General features: G+C 48.6%; 16 protein-coding genes. 8 read left to right on the plus strand and 8 right to left on the minus strand.

Annotation, left to right across the window (positions count from 1 at the left end):
• Positions 1-20: 20 nt before the first annotated feature.
• On the minus strand, positions 21-1,343 hold the full coding sequence (locus KO501_RS17520; protein ID WP_216030984.1) for an MFS transporter: 1,323 nt from the start codon (positions 1,341-1,343) through the stop codon (positions 21-23).
• 235 nt (positions 1,344-1,578) lie between these two features.
• Between KO501_RS17520 and KO501_RS17525 the strand changes: the two genes are divergently transcribed.
• From KO501_RS17525 to KO501_RS17535, 3 genes are read left to right on the plus strand one after another with little or no spacing between them, the layout of a single operon-like run.
• Positions 1,579-2,238 (plus strand): hypothetical protein, encoded by a 660-nt coding sequence (locus tag KO501_RS17525; RefSeq protein ID WP_216030985.1) that lies wholly within the window; start codon positions 1,579-1,581, stop codon positions 2,236-2,238.
• A gap of 39 nt (positions 2,239-2,277) precedes the next feature.
• Complete coding sequence (locus KO501_RS17530; RefSeq protein WP_216030986.1) at positions 2,278-2,991, plus strand: hypothetical protein; 714 nt, start codon at positions 2,278-2,280, stop codon at positions 2,989-2,991.
• A 35-nt stretch (positions 2,992-3,026) separates the two neighbouring features.
• Positions 3,027-3,971, plus strand: a complete 945-nt coding sequence (locus KO501_RS17535) for a hydroxymethylglutaryl-CoA lyase (RefSeq protein ID WP_216030987.1) — start codon at positions 3,027-3,029, stop codon at positions 3,969-3,971.
• A 55-nt stretch (positions 3,972-4,026) separates the two neighbouring features.
• On the opposite strand, the gene KO501_RS17540 is transcribed toward KO501_RS17535, so the two are convergent.
• The 4 genes from KO501_RS17540 to KO501_RS17555 are packed head-to-tail and all read right to left on the minus strand — an operon-like array spanning position 4,027 to position 7,684.
• Complete coding sequence (locus KO501_RS17540) at positions 4,027-4,923, minus strand: hypothetical protein (RefSeq protein ID WP_216030988.1); 897 nt, start codon at positions 4,921-4,923, stop codon at positions 4,027-4,029.
• Between the two features lie 10 nt (positions 4,924-4,933).
• A complete protein-coding gene (locus KO501_RS17545) occupies positions 4,934-5,563 on the minus strand; it encodes an isochorismatase family protein (RefSeq protein ID WP_216030989.1) in 630 nt (209 codons plus the stop codon).
• A 55-nt stretch (positions 5,564-5,618) separates the two neighbouring features.
• The gene (locus KO501_RS17550) at positions 5,619-6,479 is read right to left on the minus strand and encodes an isocitrate lyase/PEP mutase family protein (RefSeq protein WP_216030990.1); all 861 of its coding nucleotides are present in this window, start codon (positions 6,477-6,479) and stop codon (positions 5,619-5,621) included.
• Between the two features lie 47 nt (positions 6,480-6,526).
• Positions 6,527-7,684: an iron-containing alcohol dehydrogenase gene (locus tag KO501_RS17555; RefSeq protein WP_216030991.1), complete on the minus strand. Its 1,158-nt coding sequence runs from the start codon at positions 7,682-7,684 to the stop codon at positions 6,527-6,529.
• A gap of 521 nt (positions 7,685-8,205) precedes the next feature.
• Between KO501_RS17555 and KO501_RS17560 the strand changes: the two genes are divergently transcribed.
• From KO501_RS17560 to KO501_RS17570, 3 genes are all read left to right on the plus strand, one after another.
• On the plus strand, positions 8,206-8,346 hold the full coding sequence (locus KO501_RS17560) for a hypothetical protein (RefSeq protein WP_216030992.1): 141 nt from the start codon (positions 8,206-8,208) through the stop codon (positions 8,344-8,346).
• A gap of 230 nt (positions 8,347-8,576) precedes the next feature.
• On the plus strand, positions 8,577-9,770 hold the full coding sequence (locus KO501_RS17565; RefSeq protein ID WP_216030993.1) for an NAD(P)/FAD-dependent oxidoreductase: 1,194 nt from the start codon (positions 8,577-8,579) through the stop codon (positions 9,768-9,770).
• A 10-nt stretch (positions 9,771-9,780) separates the two neighbouring features.
• Positions 9,781-10,527, plus strand: coding sequence for a hypothetical protein (locus tag KO501_RS17570; protein ID WP_216030994.1), 747 nt, complete (start codon positions 9,781-9,783; stop codon positions 10,525-10,527).
• 701 nt (positions 10,528-11,228) lie between these two features.
• On the opposite strand, the gene KO501_RS18620 is transcribed toward KO501_RS17570, so the two are convergent.
• Complete coding sequence (locus tag KO501_RS18620) at positions 11,229-11,402, minus strand: DUF4092 domain-containing protein (RefSeq protein WP_216031132.1); 174 nt, start codon at positions 11,400-11,402, stop codon at positions 11,229-11,231.
• A gap of 60 nt (positions 11,403-11,462) precedes the next feature.
• Here KO501_RS18620 and KO501_RS17580 point away from each other — a divergent pair, with 60 nt between their 5' ends.
• On the plus strand, positions 11,463-12,989 hold the full coding sequence (locus KO501_RS17580) for an aldehyde dehydrogenase family protein (RefSeq protein ID WP_216030995.1): 1,527 nt from the start codon (positions 11,463-11,465) through the stop codon (positions 12,987-12,989).
• A gap of 36 nt (positions 12,990-13,025) precedes the next feature.
• Positions 13,026-14,042, plus strand: a complete 1,017-nt coding sequence (locus KO501_RS17585) for a zinc-binding dehydrogenase (protein ID WP_216030996.1) — start codon at positions 13,026-13,028, stop codon at positions 14,040-14,042.
• A gap of 114 nt (positions 14,043-14,156) precedes the next feature.
• Here KO501_RS17585 and KO501_RS17590 read toward each other — a convergent pair whose 3' ends face one another.
• Both KO501_RS17590 and KO501_RS17595 read right to left on the minus strand, forming a co-directional pair.
• Entirely contained in the window at positions 14,157-14,519 is a 363-nt protein-coding gene (locus KO501_RS17590; RefSeq protein WP_216030997.1) for a hypothetical protein, read from the minus strand.
• Complete coding sequence (locus KO501_RS17595) at positions 14,519-15,751, minus strand: class I SAM-dependent methyltransferase (RefSeq protein WP_216030998.1); 1,233 nt, start codon at positions 15,749-15,751, stop codon at positions 14,519-14,521. Before KO501_RS17595 ends, KO501_RS17590 begins: the two co-directional genes overlap by 1 nt.
• Between the last annotated feature and the right edge of the window lie 186 nt (positions 15,752-15,937).

Here is a 15,937-nt window from a genome sequence, read left to right on the forward strand (position 1 = left end):
TTACGTTATCTTAAACCAAGCTATTTACCTTGTGGTTGGGAAAAGTCTCGGTACTTACCCAATAACAGAAGTAAAGTGGCACCTATAAGCATAACGGTCATAGAGAAAATCATGATGCTGTCGTAGCTTTTGGTTTTGTCAAAAATGATACCAAAGGTCATGGGGCCGATGCCCGCCCCTAATGCAAAGGCACCGTACACAAAGCCATAAATGGTGGAGTAGCTCTTCATGCCAAAATAGCGGGCAATTAAGAACGCCAGAAGGTCGTATTCGACGCCAGCGGCAAAGCCAATCATAAAGACCGAGATCATGGCGATAACCATATTCAGTTCCACCGTACCCAGCACCCAGCACGCTGCCGCAGGCAAGGATAATAAAATAAAGGCCACGCCCGGTGCCCAAAAATGATCAATTAACCAACCGCCTATTAAGCGTCCGAATAATACAGAAATCCCAATTAGCGGTACAATGCTGGCAATTTCAAAGGTGTCAAAACCTTTGGTGGCAAGGAGGTTTTCCATATTAGGAATGGGGCCGCCAACGGCAAAGGAAATGGGTAAAATCGCGATGCATAAGATCCAAAATTTGCTATCACGGAATACCTCCGCCATGGTTAACCCTGGAAAATCTTTTACCGGTTCATGGTCTAACTGTTGTTTTTTGGCAATGGATTTGGTCTTGGGCGATTCGTAAAAGCAGAAAAATGCGATGGGAAAGGCGACAATTAGCGGCATGGCTGCTATGGCTAAATAGGTCATACGCCAACCAAATTCCACAATCATCCACGCCGCAACGGGTTTGATCATGGCACCAAATAAGCCTGTGCCGATTAAAGACAGCCCTAACGCCAGTCCCTTTTTCCTTTCAAACCACAGGTTGACTCCTCGGGTCCAGGTAATGGGCAAGGTACCCGCCCCTAGTGCTGCCATGATCCCCCATGTAATGTAAAACATCATCAGAGATCCATTACCAAAGGCAAATAAAGCAAAGGAAAAGGAGAACATCACCACCGAGCATAGAATAACCTTGCGAACGCCGAAGCGGTCAGCGAGATTGCCTACAATGGGACTGAAAAATAACACCACCAAGGTAGATATGGTGAGGCCGGTCATGATCTCACCAAATCCCCAACCAAATTCTTTTGATAGCTCTGGTGCTAACATACCCAAGGTGTAAAAAGGAACGGGAGAAAGGCCCAATCCGATACCCAAGGTAGAAGCGAGCACTATCTTCCATCCCTCTTTGAATTCTGAAAAACTACTTACGCTACTGGCCATAATTTTCTTTAACCTTGTTGGTTCGACTTGGGCCTCGGGGTTATTTAGTTCCCGGTTTCCTGTCACTGTGCCTGTTCTTATTTTTTTCTATAAACCTTACAAACGATTTTAAAAACTACGACAAGGTAGCCCTTTTTCTGAGCAACAGAGGCTTGTCGAAGATCGCTATAGTTATATTGTTATAACATTCCTACGAAAATAGCAAATGAAAGATTCTGATGACAAATGACGAACAAGATAATAATATACATTGATATAACGTTATGACATTTGAGTCGGCACTTTAATTAAGGAGCTAAACATGGAGATTTTATTCGTTAAATACCTACACCTTCTGTGTTTAGTGTATTGGCTTGGTGGCGATTTAGGCACTTTTATTGCCGGACGATTTGTCATTAATGAAAAACTGAGTGCATCGGCACGGGTGGTGGCAACAAAAATACTACTGGCGTGTGATCAAGGTCCTAGGTTTGCCATGCCGTTAACCTTGCCTAGTGGCATGCAGTTAGCTTATTTGATGGGCGTATTTGCAGTGCCCGTTTGGTTTATGTTTGTGGTGTGGCTGCTAGGACTAGGATGGTTGGCCACGTTAATGGCATTACACTTTACCACGGCACAGGCCAAAGGGCCCTTAACCCTGCTTGATGGATTGCTGCGCAAAAGTGTGTGTTTTAGCTGCTTAGGTTACGGCATCTATTCGCTAATATTTACTACATCATTAACGGTGAATTGGGCCGGCTATAAGCTGACATTATTTGGCGTAACAGTACTTATGGGGCTCATCATTCGAGTGAAATTAAAACCGTTTTTAGCGGTTTACGGTGATTTAGTCGCAGATAGGGTAAGTGGTGAAACCAATCAGGCCATTAAACAGGGCATTGATGGGGCCACGCCCTACGTTAAGGTTATTTGGCTGGTGTTGTTTATTAATACCGCCATTGGGTTACATATTCTGGCGTGAATCTAGGTTCACCCTTTAAGTGCACAGGAGCATAGCAAAATGGCGTATACAACAATACGTGGCAAAATTTTATACACAAGTAAAAAGCCAGAGCGCATGGATCAAGAGCGGGGACGTGAATACTTTACGTTAACCATTCAAGACGACGGCGTTCGCGTATTACACGCACACTGTGAAATCGACGACGCCCCTATGGTTGTGCGTGATGTGGTACTGGCTTATGACGAGCAGAATTTACCCATCGACTGCACCTATCGGCTAACGGTAGACCACAAGTTTGAAGGCACGGGCTGGTTCCGTTTTGCCAAAAACTTTATCGAATCTGAAACCTTTAATCAAAAAGATGGCCGGATCAGCCAAAAAGTGGACATTGATTCGCCCATTCAATGGTTTGGTTCTCACCCTATTGTGGGTGACGGCCTGGGGCTAAAAGTATTTGATTTGACCAAAGGTGAGGGGAAACAGTTGTTTCCTAATATGGCGGTTCCTAGCCCGGACCATCGCGGTGCCACCGGCCCTATGCTTTATCGATTAGGTTATGGATTGGAATTTAGAGGCGAAGAAACCATCACTGTGCCTGCCGGTACATTTGATTGTTACGTGTTTGCTTTTACCGATACCGCAGGGCAGTTGCCCGAAGAACATCCTCCTTATTTGGTGTGGTGTACCAAAGACCATTATGTGGCGGTTGCGGCTGAGGCCGGAGGTTATATGAAAACCCGCTATGAACTCACAGAGTATGTGGTTGAGTAAGTAAGGGCCCCCTTTTTCGGCAAAGAGAGACGTTAATGCGAACTGATATTGATATAGAAATTAGTGAAGTTGGGCCACGAGACGGTCTGCAAAGTATTTCCCCCATCATGGCAACAGCAGATAAAAAACGCTGGATCAGTGCGCTCGCTGCGGCAGGCTTGCCGGAAATAGAAGTGGGTTCCTTTGTGCCTGCCAAAATATTACCCCAGCTGGCTGATACCGGCGAACTGGTCGCCCATGCCAAAACCATTGAAAACCTTCAGGTGGCGGTGTTGGTGCCCAATTTTCGCGGTGCTCAAAACGCCATTGAGGCGGGGGCAGATAAAATTACCATTCCTTTGTCCGTGTCCCAAACCCATAGTTTAAAGAATGTCCGTCGTACCCATGAACAAATGTACGAAGAAGTGGTACGGATCAGAGCCCTAATCGATACTTTACCAAAACAAAACCGTCCCGTTCTTGAAGGCGGCCTTTCTACGGCTTTTGGTTGTACATTAGAAGGGCAAATTGATGACAGTGTGGTGTTTCATTGTGCAGAAAAATTAATTGCCAGTGGTTGCGACGAAGTGGGTTTGTCAGATACCACAGGCTATGGCTTGCCTACCCAGGTTAGACGTCTAACGAAGGGAATTTGGCAGGCCGTGGGCAAAGACAAATTAACCGGTATTCATCTACACAATACCCGAGGTCAAGGGCTCGCCAATGTGATTGCTGCCATAGACGTGGGCTTAACCACAGTTGATGCGTCCATGGGCGGCATTGGTGGTTGTCCATTTGCACCAGGTGCGTCGGGCAACATCATCACTGAGGATTTGGTGTTTTTGTTAGAAGGGATGGGATTAAAAACCGGGGTTAATTATGAGCGACTGTTACAAGCCCGAGAAGTATTGCGCAACAGCTTGCCAGATAGCGTAGCCCTTTATGGCTTTACCCCAGATGCTGGCATCCCTAAAGGATTAGCGTTAGCCACCCCACAATAAGGGGGTATTTTCCTTTCGTACCTGACACCGAGTGTCGGGCACGAAAGGCAAATGGCTATCGTTGGATTAATTCAATCAACTCACCACCCGTACCTTGATACAGGGCAGCAGGTTGGTTGTTGTAGGTGATGGAATCCGATTGATAAACACCCCCCTTTGCGGAGATTTTAATCGTCGCTAAGGAGGTCACCATAAAGCTCACCATGGTAATGCCTGCGCATAAACCGCAGGGACGGGTGGGGCGAGCCGAAAACGCCACCACTTCATCAACTTCGATAAAGTTTTGTTGTTGAAGCTGTGCCGAGGCAACCGGCATGCGTTGGTCGATGGGGTGGCCTAGGGCGCGATTTACCACCGTGACCTTGGTATCAAAATTCAATGGCGATTCACTGCCCAAGGCGTGATATAACGCGGTGGACTCATCTCGGTTGGGCACGGCCAAAACGGGAATAAATAAGCGGTCAACTTCACAAGTGGCCATGGGTAAATCAAAGGGAGGTACGGGGTTACGAATTGTGGTTAGGTATAAGACTTCCCCTGCTGGGCCCACCACCTGACAGGCTTCTATATCTGGGCTTAGATCCAAGGCTTTTGGCTCACCAATAAAGGCGAAAGGGCTATTGCGTAGCTTTTCAGCCAAGGCATACACATCTTCCACCAAGACTTCCAATGACATCCATCCCAAACTGGCAATAGGTTTTGCTGGTAGGCAGTTTGGATCTTCGATAATGCGCAACCAATTATAGCCCGATTTACTGCCTAACAGGCGGTAACCTAGACCGGCTGCCTGAGGCATGGCCCATCCATCGGCGAGTGCACTTGAAATGGTGCCCTCTTCCACTACCTGCATATCTAAATAATCGGTATAGGCGCGAGTCAGGGTATCTAGGTTGGGGCAAAGTAGGGTGCCGCAAGCAACCGGCCCAAGGGTGGGAGCGTGTTGTTCACTCATTGTGTGATCCTCATGGATTAAGCTGGGCGAGGTAATCGATGGCTTCCTGCTCTTTGACCACATCGGCATATTTTGCGTTCATATCAAACAGGTTCCCTTGATGGGGCGTTTCGTGTCTATCACCGCAGGCTTCCTCTATGACAATGGGAATGAAGCCGTGAGAACAGGCATCGACACAACTGGCTCGCACACATCCACTGGTGGTTAACCCTGTTAATAATACACTGTCGATACCGGCAGCGGTTAGCGTAGAGGCTAAGGACGTACCAAAAAATGCACTAGGATATTGCTTGGAGACCACCAGTTCGTTGTCGGCTGGGGCTAGCCCCTTTGCCCACGCGCCCATGGGTGAGCCAGCCACCATATGTCGCAGGGGTTTGGCCTTTTCAAAAAAGCGGCCGCCATTAAACCCCGATGGGTGATAAACCACATTGGTATAGATGACGGGGATTGCGGCCGCGCGGGCGGCTGCCAGTACACGTTTTGCGCTGGCAAGGGCGTCTTCTACATCGGCGTACAGATCACAGGTTTCATCAAAGTAGGCTTCGACAAAGTCAATTAACACCAAGGCGGGTTTGCTGCCAAACCCTATTCGGTTGCCGTACACATTAGCATAGTTGTCTGCGGCATTATCGCTCATAGCAGGCTCCTTTTCAGCGGTCTATTTACGTGAGAAACAAAGGGCGAGGGGCACATTATTTGGCCCACTTTTTCTCAAATTCCCACACCTGGTCAAAACCGATAAGGGAGCAAAACTCTTTAAAGTCAGTGATGGGGACGCCTTCGGGTTCTGGGCTACCTTGTTCCTTCATGGCGATAAGGGCTTTTTCTGCGGCGTTCGCTGCGGCCAGACTGGTTAATGACGGCGCGATGGCGATGGCATAACCCATCTCTTTCATTTCATCAACCGTCAACATGGGGGTTGAGCCGCCATTGGCCATATTGGCCATCATGGGGGCATCAACTTGAGCGCAGGCGGTTTTCATTTCGTCTTTGCTTTCTAACGCTTCGACAAACAAGATGTCAGCGCCTGCGGCCGCATAGGCTTGTGCTCTGGCAATGGCGGCATCTAACCCTTCTGCTTGACGGGCATCGGTGCGGGCAATAATTAATAAATTCTCGTCGCTACGGGCTTCCACAGCAACTTTGATTTTTTCAACCATATCTTCTACCGGTATGACTTTACGGTTAGGTGTGTGGCCACATTTTTTCGGGAATTCTTGATCTTCAATTTGAATGGCTGACACACCGGCTTCTTCATAGCCTTTCACCGTGTGATGCACATTCAATAGACCGCCAAATCCGGTATCTGCATCGGCCATGACCGCGCCATCACAGGTACGCACCAAGGTGCGCATGCGCTCCACCATCTGGGTATAGCTTACAATTCCGGCATCGGGTAAGCCATGAGCCGAGGCGGTCGCCCAATAGCCGGTGCCGTAAACTACGTCAAAGCCAACTTTGTTTGCCATGACACCGGTGATCATATCTTGAATGCCAGGAGCAAATACAAACTCACCCTGTGCGATTTTCTTTTTTAAAATAGGATTAGCCATTTTTAAATTCCAGATAGTTAAAAATTCATTAGCCAAATTATCGATGGCTAAAAAGCGTGTTGATAGATAGCCAAAGCATCTGCTTGGGTTACTGTCCGAGGATTGTTCACCAACAGGCGTGTTTGCTCCATGGCTTCGCTAGCGAGTTTGGGTAAATCGCCATGGGGAATATCCATTGCGGCCAGTGAACGGGGTAGACCTACTTCAGAGACGAGATTGTCTATGGTGGAAATGAAGTTGATGCATTGTTGGGTTTTACTTAGTCCCTGAGGAACATGTTTTTTAACACAGGGTAATAATTCGGCATACTGATTTTTTGCGTGTTCGGCATTAAATTTTAAGACTGCAGGCAGTACCAGCGCGTTACTTAATCCATGGGGAATATGGTAATTCCCGCCCAGCGGGTAAGCGAGGGCGTGCACCGCCGCCACCGGCGCATTGGCAAACGCCTGGCCTGCCAGTAAGGCGCCTAAAAGCATGTTAGAGCGAGCCGTTACGTTGTCGCCATGCTCTACAACTGCGAGAATATTTTGGGATAATAATGTCAGCGCCTGTTTAGCGAGCATGTCTGAATAGACATTTTTTTTATGTTTGCTGGTAAAGGCTTCAATGGCATGCACCATGGCATCAATGCCCGTTGCCGCGGTAACATGGGGCGGCAAACCGGTGGTTAATTCCGCATCGAGTATGGCCATGTCAGGGAGTAACCGAGGTGATACCACCCCCGATTTGGTGGTTTCACCGGTAGTAATTATTGAGATAGGGGTTACTTCAGAACCTGTGCCCGCCGTGGTGGGGACTAAAATAAGAGGTAGCCGGTTTGCTGTTACCTTGTTAACCCCGTACATGCTGGCTAGGCTTTGTTGGTTTTGGGTTAGCAGGGCAATCAATTTAGCCACATCCATGCTGCTACCGCCCCCTAATCCAATCACCCCATCTATGGCATGCTCCTGAGCAAAAGCCACCGCATCAAAGACAATGGATTCTGCGGGATCCGCTTGAATATTGCTGTATTGAACGGCGTGGATACCGCCACGGGTTAATATTTCTTCTACTTGGTTTGGTATGCCGGTTTGCACTAGGCCTGCATCGGTGACAATTAACGGTCGCTGAATATGTAATGAGGTGCAATAGGCGGCCATGTTTTTCACGGCACCGGGTTCACATACGATTTGTTTAACGGATGAGAAGTCGAAACTGTTCATAGGGCTACACTCTTTTAATCCGGTCAGAAGACGGGGCTTGGTGCACAATCGGGGTAACCCGGAAATCCAGCGCACAACCTATTGTTACCCATGCATCACAAAGTGGGCCTTAGGGATACTCATTGGCCTACGTCCCATATGCGTTGGGTACGGCGTCTAGTCTCCACAAATCCTCATTTTTAACCATGATAATTGTCAAAATATTGCCTTTCCCCGCATAAATAGTGCAAAGGTGCGAGAAGGTACCTCGTACCTTCGTTGTCAGCGGCCTTTTTTCACCGTTAAAACGCCCCCTAAATAACAAATTTCACCAACACTGGGTTTGGGATTGACTTTTGTCATAGTGAAGACGATTTGATGGCGATATGGTGAAACTGAACAGGTTATCGAATGCGTTGCTTTGTTTTCTCTTACTGCGTCGATAAATGGCGTTATTGCCCTCTGAGACACGACCTCTGTTGTTAATAATAGCGATGGAATTCATCGTTAATAACCAAGTCATTGTGTATTGAGGAGGCAGCATGGAAACCAAACCAACTCTAACACGGCCGGTCATGGCCACCAGTTTACCGCTGGCATGGTTAGCCATGGGCGCGCCTGCGATTGCTCAGCAAGATGATGAACGGGCCATTGAAAACATCACCGTTACAGCACAAAGCTGAACGTATTCAAAGTACACCGGTTTCGGTTTTGATGTTGTGCAACCTCGGTTCATGGCTGATCCCAGAATGTGGCGTCTGTCAGTGGCGTATTGAGTTGAGTAACAGGACGGTCTCTCAACGGCTAGACACAGTGTTAAGGGTAAGACCTTACCAGTAAAACAAAAACAATGTTGACCACAGTGGTGATAGGACAGCCGGTGTAAAACAGCATTTTATAGAGGTAAATAACGATGGAATCTACACAAGTTATTGTTGCCGGAGCCGGCCCAGTGGGCACTGTAGCGGCATTACGACTTGCCAACTTAGGGTATAAAGTCATCCTTTGTGAGGCGGGAGCGAACTGCGCTGTTGATTTGCGAGCGTCCACTTTTCATCCCCCTACGCTGGAAATGTTAGATGAGTTGGGCATTGCCGATACCTTAATTGAAAAAGGCCTAAAAGCGCCGATTTATCACTTTCGTGAGCGGGCAAGCGGTGATGTGGTGGAGTTTGATCTTTCAGAGCTAGAGGGCGAAGAAAAATACCCTTTCCGCCTGCAGTGTGAGCAACATGTCCTATCGAACATGATTGCTGAAAAACTGGCCGAGCACCCCAATGCACAAGTGAAGTTCAACCACCGCGTGGTACATTTTGCACAGTCCGATGAGGGGGTTGAAGTTGCGCTAGAAGGGCCGTTTGCGGTTGAAAAAATCAAAGGGAAATACCTGATTGCCGCAGATGGAGGGAATTCTATCATTCGCAAATGGCTGGGGGTGGAATTTGAAGGCTTTACCTATCCAGAGAAATTCTTAACCCTCTCTACCAAGGTCGAGCTTAAAGACTATATCGATAACCTGGCGTATGTCAGCTATGTGTCAGATCCAAAAGAATGGATGGTGCTGCTGCGTGTACCAAGTGTATGGCGTATTTTAGTCCCCGCAGACGAATCCCAAAGCGATGATTACCTGTTGTCTGATGACAAGAAAAATCAGGTGTTCAATGATCTCATTGGGCGTACCGACGTGGAAACCGAGCACCGTACCATCTATCGCGTGCATCAACGGGTAGCCAAAAAGTTTAATCACGGCAGAGTGGCCCTCGTGGGTGACGCTTGTCATATGAACAACCCTTTAGGGGGCTTTGGTATGAACAGCGGTATTCATGATGCATGGAACCTGTGCCACAAGATTGAACAAAACCTAACCCATGGCCATGACGACGAACGTTTTGCCATGTACGACCGCCAGCGTCGCCCCGTTACCCACAGCTTTATTCAAGCCCAAACCATGCAAAATAAAAAAATGCTGGAACATAACCCAGAAGAGAATCATGGGTTACGTCTACAGGAAATGAAAGATTTTCGGGATGATCCAGTAAAGCGTAAAGCCTTTTTACGCAAGCAGGCCATGTTTACCAGTTTGGAGCTAGAAAGGTCGATTAAGTAGGAGAGGGAAGATGACGGATATTCTTGGCTATCGCGCAAAGTTTGGGGTACTTGGGCCCTCTACCAATACCACGGTACAACCGGAAATGGATGAAATGCGCCCGGCAGGGGTGACCAACCATTACAGCCGCATCATTGTGGACAATGCCCAAGCCTTATCGAATGCGTCGTTCCTAAAAGGGACAACCCTCATTGACCAAGGCACCGTTGAGGCCGTTAAGGGCGTGATGACCTGTGCGCCGGATTATTTGGTGATGGGGATGTCGGCCGTTACCTTTTACGGCGGCGCCAAAGGTGCGGCAACCTGGCAACAAAACATCGAAGAGGTGGCTGGGGTGAAGTCGTCCATTGGCTCGGTCTCTGTGGTAGAAGCCTTTAAAGCCATAGGAGGGATTAAAAAAGTGGCATTTTTATCCCCTTATTATCCGGTGGCCAATGCCGAAGTGAGCAACTTTCTTAGTGATTATGGTTTTGAAACCGTTGCAGACCATCCTTTCCAGGCCCCTACCTGGACGGCCATTGCCGAGATCACGAACAACCAAGTTCGCAAGGTTGTTGACCAACTTAACAACGACAGCGTAGACGCAATCCTGCAAGTGGGTACTAACTTATCTATGGCTCGACTCGCTGGTCGATTAGAAGCTGAACTGGCCAAGCCGGTGATAGCCATTAATACCGCGACCTACTGGCATGCACTACGCAGCTTTGGCATCCGCGATCAAATCAGTGGCTTTGGCCGTTTACTAGAGGAATTTTAAGTATGCAATATGATTACGTACCCATGCCCGAGCGGGGCCAACTTAAATGGCCCGGTGATAAGCGCGTTGCGCTGATCTTAACCTTTAATCTGGAAACCTGGGATTTAACCAAAGATACGGATAAACCTTATTACGCCGGTGGCCCAGATATATTGCCCAGTTCCTTGCCAGGCAATACCCCTGATTACCCCAATTTTACGTGGCGGGAATATGGTCAGCGAGTGGGTATTTGGCGCCTTTTTGAGCTCTTTGATGAACTGGGTGTTAAAGCCAGTTGTACCACCAATGCTGTCACTTTCGAACGTCGCGACGCCATGACCAAAGCCTGTTTGGACAGAGGGTGGGAGCTAATCACCCACAACTACGAACAAGGTGAATTGCTGACCAACTTTGCCCATGAGCCAGACAAAGAACAGGCGGTCATTAGTCGTTCTATTGCTATGTTCGAGCAACACGTTGGTAGACGTCCCGTGGGGTGGTTGTCGTCCTCATTACGGGGCACACTGAATACCCCGGCTATCCTCGCGAAAGAAGGATACAAGTTTTATTGTGACATCATGAATGACGACCAGCCCTTTATGATTAAAACCGACAATGGCCCCATTGTATCTGTGCCCTATTCTAATGAAATCAATGACTTTACTATCATCACCCGGCGCGGCCATACCACCGATGAGTATCGAGATATTCTGATTGAAGAGTTAGATGTGTTGTATAAAGAGGGGGAAAGCCAGGCTCGCATTATGAACATTGGCCTGCATCCTCACGTTACCGGTCGTGCCTATCGCATTCGTGCTATTCGTGAATTTATCGAATACGCCAAAACCCTTCCTGGTGTTTGGTGGCCGACGCGAGAAGAAGTGGCCGATTGGTATTTAACGCAGCAGAGCACCCATATTCCAGGGCAACTGTAACTATCGCGAGGATAACAGCGTATGACTGATAGCATCTTAAACGACGGCGCAATACCCGCGGTAAACAGTGGGTCTGTAAAAAGCCTTCTGGCCACCACCCCCAATAAACAGCACTATATCAATGGGGGATATCAGGCGCCGAATTCCAACGCTTATCTGGACACCTGTGATCCTGCCACCGGGCAGAAAATTGCGGCTATCGCTAACGGCAATAACGTGGACGTAGATACAGCGGTGACTGCCGCTCGCCAAGCGCTAAGCGGGCCTTGGTCCTCCATGACCCCCTTAGCGCGTAGTGGTTTACTGCTGAAAGTGGCGGATCTCATCGACGCCAATATGGACGAGTTATGCGAACTTGAAGTGTTAGATCAGGGCAAGCCCTACTTTGTGGCTCGGTGGGCTGAAATTCCCGGTGTAGCGGCCCAATTTCGTTACTTTGCCGGCCAAGTCATGGCCTTAGAAGGCAATACCATTAATACGTCTATTGATTATCAGCCGGAAGGAAAACAAGTCCAAGCTTGGACCCTGCGGGAACCTGTTGGTGTGGTCGCCGCTATCACACCCTGGAATTCGCCCCTTATTCTGACGGCAATGAAACTCGCACCGGCTATGGCGGCAGGGTGTACCATTGTACTCAAACCCGCCGAGTTAACATCCTTATCGGCGTTACGTTTGGCTGAATTGATTAGTGAAGCTGGGGTACCCGATGGCGTGGTGAATGTGGTCACCGGCGAAGGGAAGCTGGCAGGTAATGGCTTAGTCAGCCATCCTGGCATCGATAAAATTGCCTTTACCGGTTCGACCCAAACAGGTAAGGCCATTGTGCAAGCCAGCCAACAAAACCTTGCTCGTGTTACCTTAGAGCTTGGCGGTAAGTCGCCGGCTATTGTGTTACCTGATGCCGATTTGACCCAAGCTATCCCAGGGATAGCCAATGGGATCTTCTTTAATGGAGGCCAGGTGTGTGTGGCCAATTCCCGAGTGTACATTCATCGTACCATTTTCGATGAGGTGGTAGACGGTATTATCGCCTATGCCGAGAGCCTAACATTGGGGCATGGTTTAGATCAGGCGACTCAAATGGGGCCCATGGTGTCCACAGAACAGGCCATCAAAATCGAGCAGCATATTCAGTCGGCACAAAAAAACGGCGCGAAAATACTCACGGGTGGCAAGCGATTTGGACCCAATGGCACCTTCATTGCCCCCACGGTGATCACTAACACCACCACCGATATGCCCGTACATTGTGAGGAAGTGTTTGGTCCCGTGTTAGTGGCAGAGCCTTACGATGACATCGAAGAGGCGCTGGCGTGGAGTAACGACAATGAATATGGCTTGGCGGCCAGTGTTTGGACCCAGGATCTTTCCTTGGCTCACCGTCTGTCCAAGCAACTTCAAGCCGGAACGGTTTGGATCAATACCACCTTGATGTTCGACCCGTCATTACCTATTGGCGGAATGAAGCAATCTGGATATGGTCGTGACAGTGGCAAACAAGCACTGGACAACTATCTGGAATGGAAAACAGTTTGCGCAGTGTTATAACGGCTGCGCCTTAATCAATAAGAAGAATGATTATTTATGGTGCCAAATCAATATCAAGCTATAGAACTTCAACGTTTCGCCGATTCCTTTAAAGCTGGCACTGAAATCGTTACCAAGCCCTTGCCGAGTCCCGGGGATAATGACGTGGTGGTGCGTAATTTGTACTGTGGTATCAACGGTATTTTCGATACTCAAATTACCAAAAATGCCGTTGATTATGTGAAGGTGAGTCTGCCTACCCTTACCGGCGTGGAAGCCTTAGGGGTGGTGGAAGCCGTGGGCGATAAGGTGAGCGGGTTAGCCGTGGGCGACCATGTGGTGACCACCCGTTTTCCATCCGGTTACCGGCAATGGAATATCGGTGATGCGTCCAATTTTATCAAAGTGAAAGATGGCAACCCGCACTGGCTTGTTCTTGCATCGACGGGGGTATCTGCCTACGTTGCACTGACCCAAGTTGGGCAGATAAAAGCCGGCGAAACCGTGGCTATTTCTGCGGCTGCGGGAGGGTTAGGCCACCTTCTGATTCAAATTGCTAAATCCTTTGGCTGTCATGTTATTGCTATTTGTGGCGGCGATAAAAAAGGTGAATTGGCGCGCCAGTTGGGCGCAGATGATGTGATTAATTACCGGGAAGTGTCGGTGAGAGATTACCTTTGTACTCACTACAAAGACAAGCTAGATATTGCTTTTGATACGGTAAGTGGCCCAATTCACGATGCGTTCTTAGACAATTTGGCGGTGCATGGTCGCTTGATTGTAGCCGGCGCGGCCGAAGATCTAGATGGTAAGCCTGAATTGGTAACCCGCCCCCGTATTGCCCACAAGCTGTATTACAAGGGCGCGTCTGTACGTAGCTTTATGAATGGCTTACTAACAGAATACTGGCCGAATGCCCGTGATGTTCTGTTTAGCATGTACGAAAAGGGTGAGCTTAACGTGGTTATGGATGATCCTCAATTTGAAGGATTAGAAGGGGTTTATCAGGGCGTCGAGCGCCTTATCTCTGGACAGTCCATGGGTAAAGTCATGGTGAAGCTAGACCAGCAATAGCCAAAAGGTGTGGGGGCAGGACTTTTAAGCCTTATTCACGGCACCCATGATATCTTACCGAATGGGCCGGTGATGATACCGGCCCAAAGGGTAAGCGGCGAGCAGGTGAAGAGCTTAGCCTTTAGCAATATCTTCAATAGTGCTGTTGAAACTGGCTTTGGTTTCACCCATCGACGCTTCGTGGGCTTCTTTGGTGGCCACGTAGAATAGGCGTGCCATGAAGCCTTGACGCCAGGCTTCTCTTTCTTCTAGCGCTGCTTCATCTAAGGTCAATTGTTCGATCCCCGCAGCCAAGTCAATGCCTTGGGCTTTTGCTACCCGCTCTTGGGCATCCACTCGGTCATGTAGCACGTTTAATTCGCTGGCCAGCACCATTACCATAGACATGAGTTGGTCGTAACCTTTGGTTTCGTTAAAGGTGGGACGTTTACCTTTGGCATGGCGGTTAACATGAATTTTTTGTTCATCAGTATGCATTATGCGACCTCTTGTTTGGCGACAGGTTTGTGGGCAATGAGCACTTCCCAACCTCCACCGGGCGCAAATTCGCCGGCGGTAAAGTCTCTGTCAGCGACTTCATTGGCACTGTCTTCGGTATAGCCGGCTGCGGCGGCAGCGGCAAATTCCATCACCGCCATAGGCGCGGTATCAAATTTTACGTCCCCAGACGGGAAGCCCGCGTCTTGTGCAAGGGCTAATTGGTCGAGTTCTCGCATGGCTCCCCAAAAGGGTTCGTTGTTGTACCAGGTCTCATTGTCTAAAATGAACTGGGTGAAGGGATCCATTAAATCGAATGGGGGTAAATCGGCATGAATCATCAGGCCTCCAGGTGCAAGTAACCGCTCACACTCTTTGAAGATCTTGGGCATGGCCTTACCACTGGTTTCGTGCAGCATAATGTGGCTAACCACTAAGTCAAAATAGCCATCGTCGAATGTGGTTTCTTCGGCATTCATTTGGGCAAAGTTAATGTTGTGTCCTAAGGCTTTAGCGCGAGCGTGGGCATAGCGAATAACCGGTCCACCCACGTCAATGCCCCAGATTTCTGCATCCGGGTAGTATTCTTTATACGGCACCGTTGAGTGCCCCACAGTACAGCCCATATCCAAAATTCGACGGGGTTTGAAATTAGCATAGTTGCGGGTGATGTAGTTACACACTGAACGACCCATATCGTCGTTGTAAGGACCGGCATAACCCATGGCGTAAAGGTAGACGCCACGGTCATAAATTAAACCTGCGGCAATATCATCCTCAGTCAGTTCTGTACAGTAACCCCCTGGCATACAGTGAATATCCACGGCGCTAACATATTTAGGTGGCTCAAAACCGTCAGGCAGTACCAGATCGGCCTCTGATGAGGCGGACAATGATTTGGCTTTTTCTATTAAACGAGGCAGTTCCCGCTCTGCACTCATTGCGGATGCTTCCCACAATAACTCCTGAGCAATACGGGTGGTGGAGGCGTAGAGCTGGAAGTAATCATTTTTTACCATGCCCTTACGAATATCATTACGATCCATGGGGTCTCGCCCCTGTTCCCGTTTAAACTTCGGCGCTACCCGTTTTGTAAATATGGGTTCTAGTCCCGGTAACAGGGCGTTTTGAATAAAGCCTTTTAAACTCTTGGCAAATTCTTGCCTTGAGGTTTCATCATGAGTCGCATCAGGCAGCATATCGTGCTGGGCCTGTTGAAAACAATTAAGCATGTTCACACCTCTTCTCGATGTTTATTACTGCAATGTGGGGTATGCCATCTATTTAATGACCAAAAACAGGTGGCGGGCTGACAGAACTCAATATAAATCTGCAATTCACGATGCGCATTGACAAATGTCATTGCAGGCCTTCACCAGACCTATAGGCTAATTTCCCACTTGCTTGTAAGCATCAGC

This window comes from Alteromonas sp. C1M14, assembly GCF_018860965.1.
Taxonomy (GTDB): Bacteria; Pseudomonadota; Gammaproteobacteria; order Enterobacterales; family Alteromonadaceae; genus Alteromonas.